Origin of the sequence: Providencia sp. M-27 (genome assembly GCF_011077905.1) — a bacterium.
Lineage (GTDB): Bacteria > Pseudomonadota > Gammaproteobacteria > Enterobacterales > Enterobacteriaceae > Providencia > Providencia huaxiensis.
In genome coordinates, this window is the sequence record NZ_JAALBT010000044.1 from 1 (window position 1) to 4561 (window position 4561).

Genomic DNA, 4561 nt, shown 5'->3' on the forward strand with positions numbered 1-4561 from the left:
TCCCACCTGACCCCATGCCGAACTCAGCAGTGAAACGCCGTAGCGCCGATGGTAGTGTGGGGTCTCCCCATGTGAGAGTAGGGAACTGCCAGACATTAAATTTTAAGGTTGTGTCAGTACTGACTGACCGCACCATATTGCTGATATGGCTCAGTTGGTAGAGCACACCCTTGGTAAGGGTGAGGTCCCCAGTTCGAATCTGGGTATCAGCACCATATAATCGGCATTTAAAAAGAATTTACCTAGCGGCAATAGCGCGGTGGTCCCACCTGACCCCATGCCGAACTCAGTAGTGAAACGCCGTAGCGCCGATGGTAGTGTGGGGTCTCCCCATGTGAGAGTAGGGAACTGCTAGGTTTTAAATACAAAGAAGCCACCCATTGGGTGGCTTTTTTCATTCTACGAATAGAATAATTTTTACTAATTATCTTATTTTCCTAATCTTGCTATTCACTCGTAATCCAGCCTGATAGACTTATCCTATCCTAGTTTTATTTGTACTGAAGGCTGTAATGAACCTAATGTCTGAACTTAAATCATTTAATAGCTTTGGCATTCAAGCAAAAGCATTATCAATTGTTTTTGTGGATAATCAAGAATCTTTACTCCAACAATGGGCCGAGGCTAAAAATCAGCAACTTCCCGTATTATTATTAGGGGGAGGAAGCAATGTTCTATTTGTTGCAGATTTTGAAGGTGTGGTAATTATCAATCAGCTGAAGGGTATAAAAATAACAGAAGATAACAGCTATTGGTATGTTCATGCCCAAGCAGGTGAAAATTGGCATCAATTACTTGAAATATTATTGAGTAAAGGTGTTTTTGGTGCAGAAAATTTAGCGTTGATCCCGGGTTGTGTTGGCTCTGCTCCCATTCAAAATATTGGTGCTTATGGTATAGAGCTGAAAGATATATGTGAGTATGTTGATGTACTTTCTCTAGAAACAGGTAAAGTAGCTCGGCTAACCGCTGCTGAGTGCCAGTTTGGCTATCGTGATAGTATTTTTAAGCATGAATATCAATATGGTCATGTCATTATCAGTGTTGGGTTAAAACTTGCTAAAGAATGGGCACCTAAGCTTATGTATGGTGACCTTGCTCAACTTGACCCCAATACAGTAACGCCAGAACAAGTATTCAACTCTGTATGCCAAACACGTAGAAGTAAATTACCTGACCCAACAGTAACAGGCAATGCGGGGAGTTTCTTTAAGAATCCCGTTATTTCGGCAGAAAAGGCACAGGCCATAAAAATAGCTTATCCTAATTGTCCCCAATATGAACAAGCTGATGGCAGTATTAAATTAGCCGCAGGCTGGCTAATTGACCAGTGTGGTTTAAAAGGTCATCAAATCGGTGGTGCTGCCGTTCACACCCAACAGGCGTTGGTGCTAATTAATAAGCACCACGCAACAGGGCAAGATATTGCTAACTTGGCGAAATATGTGAGTCAAACGGTAGCAAAGCGTTTTGATATTATCTTAGAGCCAGAAGTCAGGTTTATAGGCAGAAGGGGTGAAGTTAATGCAATGGATTATATTCGATGAAAGAAACTAATATTCCTTTACAGCTAATTGATATCTTAGCTGATGCTCAGGTCCATTCGGGGGAGCAACTCGGTGAACAATTAGGAATGACAAGATCTGCAATTAATAAACATATCAAAACATTGCGCTCTTGGGGACTAAACATAGAAACAATAGCTGGCAAAGGCTATAAGCTACCATATCAAATCAATTTATTAAGCAAAGAAGTTATTAAAAAACAAGTTGATGGCGTGAATATTATTGTTGAGCCAGTTATTGATTCAACGAATCAATACATGTTAGAGCGTATTAATAGCCTGAAGTCAGGGGATACTTGCTTAGCCGAATATCAAAGTGCTGGGCGTGGTAGAAGAGGGCGCCAGTGGATTTCACCATTTGGCTGTAATCTCTACCTTTCTATGTATTGGAAATTAGATCAAGGCCCTGCCGCTGCAGTAGGACTAAGCCTTGTTGTCGGTATCGTCATTGCGGAAGCATTGAATAAAATAAGCCAAGATAAAGTAAAAGTAAAATGGCCTAATGATTTATATATGAATGATAAAAAACTTGCCGGAATTCTAGTTGAATTAACAGGTAAAACAGGAGATGCCGCTCACATTATTATTGGGATTGGAATTAATATTGGTATGAATAAAAACAATATTGAAGACGCTAATACAATAACACAAGAATGGTCATCACTAAGAGATGAAGTTGAGAATATAGAGCGTAATGAATTATCTGCAAATATTATTAAGTCATTAAGAAAGTCCTTGGTTATATTTGAGCGAGAAGGGCTGAAACCATTTTTAGAACGGTGGTTTAAATTAGACAACTTTCTTAATAGACCTGTTAAGCTATTGATAGGTAATGATATAATAACGGGTGTTGAACGTGGTATTAATGATCAAGGTGCTTTGTTATTACAAAAAGATAATGATGAAATAATACCGTATATAGGTGGTGAAATATCATTGCGGCCTAATTGATTATATATTATTGGCCGGCAATAAGCCGGCCAATATAAATAATTATTTTCTTAGTCTAACACTCTGAATAGAATGGTTTTCACCTTTAGTCATAATTAAACTTGCTCTTTCCTTTGTTGGTAATATATTTTCTTCAAGATTTAATCCGTTAATTTCATCCCAGATAGAGCCTGCAATATTAATTGCTTCTTCTTCCCTTAGTTTAGAATAATTATGGAAATAAGAATCAGGATCTGAGAATGCACCTTGCCTAAATTTAAGAAACCGGCCGATATACCACTGTTTTAATAATTCAGGTGCAGCATCAACATAAATAGAAAAATCAACAAAGTCAGATACAAAGACATGATGAGGATCTTGTGGGTAATCCATATCACTTTGTAAGACATTCAGCCCTTCAAGTATTAAAATATCAGGTTGATCAATGATTTGTTCCTGGTCAGGAACGATATCATACGTTAAATGTGAATAAACTGGTGCTTTAACGTTACGTGCACCTGATTTTATTTGCGACACGAAGTTGACAAGTTTTCGCATATCATAAGACTGCGGAAACCCTTTTTTCTTCATGATATTCCTATCTTTCAATACTTGATTAGGATGTAAAAAACCATCAGTCGTAATTAAGTCAACTTTACGGTGTTCTGGCCAACGAGTGAGTAGTGCTTGTAGCAAACGTGCCGTTGTACTTTTACCAACAGCTACGCTACCCGCTATACCAATAATATAAGGCACTTTTGCGCCATTAGTTCCAAGAAACTGCTCTAAGACAGCCTGACGACGTAAGTTTGAACTGATATAAAAATTCAATAAACGCGATAAAGGTAGATAAATCTCTATAACATCTTCCATAGAGAGCTCTTCGTTAATCCCTTTTAACTCTAGGAGTTCGCTCGATGTTAATGTAAGTGGAACTGAATCACGTAAAGTTGCCCAGTGTTCTCTATCAAACTCTAAGTATGGCGTAGTAATAAAATTTTCTTTCTTTTTCATAAACCAACATCTGCCTATTTTGTGCAGGTTGGACAGGTTGCCTAAACACCCGTATCCATAAAATTTGCTAGCATCATAGCGAGTGAAAGTGGGTAGGCGTAGGTTTTTTTCTATTTTTTATGAGTTTTTTTTGATAAACGCAGAAAAAATGATACTGAGTGACGAAAAAAACACCTAAAAATGAAAGGGTAAAATTATGATATCGAATAAAAAATAATAATTTTAAAAATTTTAAGTCTTTTTCTCCCTTTACTGACTAAATGGTAATGGACTATAGTTAACAGCTGTTGTTGATGTTTTAAGCTTAAAATAGTTAAAAAATCAACAAAAATGCAAAAAGCGAACAAAATGTGAGCGAACAGACAAAAAAGTTAATTTTTTTGTTGCAACCTGCGCCGACTCTACCTAGAATGCGCAGCACTTGATGCCGGCATAGCTCAGTTGGTAGAGCAACTGACTTGTAATCAGTAGGTCCCGAGTTCGACTCTTGGTGCCGGCACCATTAAAAATTTGGATAGGTGGGATACCCAAGCGGCCAAAGGGAGCAGACTGTAAATCTGCCGTCACAGACTTCGAAGGTTCGAATCCTTCTCCCACCACCATCTCCAAGAAATTTTCTTCAATGAAAATTTTGAGGAACAGTTTAACAGCTGATAACTCAGGTAGCCGAGTTCATTGCGGGCATCGTATAATGGCTATTACCTCAGCCTTCCAAGCTGATGATGCGGGTTCGATTCCCGCTGCCCGCTCCAAGATGTGCTGATATGGCTCAGTTGGTAGAGCACACCCTTGGTAAGGGTGAGGTCGGCAGTTCGAATCTGCCTATCAGCACCACTTCCTTCATGTTCTCAATTATCTCCCTGATTTGTCTCCTGAAAAAAACAAGCGAAAATAAATTCTTGCTTGGTTGATGTGGTTTAACCACCGATTCCGTGTCTTAGAGGGACAATCTAATGTCTAAAGAAAAATTTGAACGTTCAAAACCGCACGTTAACGTTGGTACTATCGGCCACGTTGACCACGGTAAAACTACTCTGACAGCAGCTATCACTA

The 4561-nt window shown here is 38.8% G+C and carries 4 protein-coding genes, 5 tRNA genes and 2 rRNA genes; 10 read left to right on the forward strand and 1 reads right to left on the reverse strand.

The window, feature by feature from the left end:
* From rrf (G6Q48_RS21670) to birA, 5 genes are all read left to right on the forward strand, one after another.
* A 5S ribosomal RNA gene (gene rrf, locus G6Q48_RS21670) occupies positions 1-94 on the forward strand; the annotation flags it as partial.
* Between the two features lie 45 nt (positions 95-139).
* A tRNA-Thr gene (locus G6Q48_RS21675) sits at positions 140-215 on the forward strand.
* Positions 216-241: 26 nt separating this feature from the next.
* Positions 242-357 (forward strand): 5S ribosomal RNA (gene rrf / locus G6Q48_RS21680).
* A 155-nt stretch (positions 358-512) separates the two neighbouring features.
* A complete protein-coding gene (murB, locus tag G6Q48_RS21685) occupies positions 513-1547 on the forward strand; it encodes a UDP-N-acetylmuramate dehydrogenase (RefSeq protein ID WP_166268370.1) in 1035 nt (344 codons plus the stop codon).
* On the forward strand, positions 1544-2515 hold the full coding sequence (birA, locus tag G6Q48_RS21690; RefSeq protein ID WP_166268372.1) for a bifunctional biotin--[acetyl-CoA-carboxylase] ligase/biotin operon repressor BirA: 972 nt from the start codon (positions 1544-1546) through the stop codon (positions 2513-2515). Before murB ends, birA begins: the two co-directional genes overlap by 4 nt.
* A gap of 42 nt (positions 2516-2557) precedes the next feature.
* Here birA and coaA read toward each other — a convergent pair whose 3' ends face one another.
* Positions 2558-3508 (reverse strand): type I pantothenate kinase, encoded by a 951-nt coding sequence (gene coaA, locus G6Q48_RS21695; protein WP_102140753.1) that lies wholly within the window; start codon positions 3506-3508, stop codon positions 2558-2560.
* A 426-nt stretch (positions 3509-3934) separates the two neighbouring features.
* On the opposite strand from coaA, the gene G6Q48_RS21700 reads away from it, so the two are divergent.
* The 5 genes from G6Q48_RS21700 to G6Q48_RS21720 form a co-directional block, all read left to right on the forward strand.
* Positions 3935-4010: transfer RNA gene (locus tag G6Q48_RS21700), tRNA-Thr, on the forward strand.
* 15 nt (positions 4011-4025) lie between these two features.
* Positions 4026-4110: transfer RNA gene (locus G6Q48_RS21705), tRNA-Tyr, on the forward strand.
* Between the two features lie 75 nt (positions 4111-4185).
* Positions 4186-4260, forward strand: a tRNA-Gly gene (locus G6Q48_RS21710).
* 6 nt (positions 4261-4266) lie between these two features.
* Positions 4267-4342 (forward strand) — tRNA-Thr (locus G6Q48_RS21715).
* Positions 4343-4461: 119 nt separating this feature from the next.
* Positions 4462-4561, forward strand: a 100-nt coding sequence (locus G6Q48_RS21720; RefSeq protein WP_234369306.1) for a GTP-binding protein, incomplete at its 3' end; no start/stop codon positions are given.

What these genes read in the sequence shown, in the direction of transcription:
- murB (WP_166268370.1), top strand. Translation starts at nt 513, where the DNA reads ATGAACCTAATGTCTGAACTTAAATCATTTAATAGCTTTGGCATTCAA.
- birA (WP_166268372.1), top strand. Translation starts at nt 1,544, where the DNA reads ATGAAAGAAACTAATATTCCTTTACAGCTAATTGATATCTTAGCTGAT.
- coaA (WP_102140753.1), bottom strand. Translation starts at nt 3,508, where the DNA reads ATGAAAAAGAAAGAAAATTTTATTACTACGCCATACTTAGAGTTTGAT.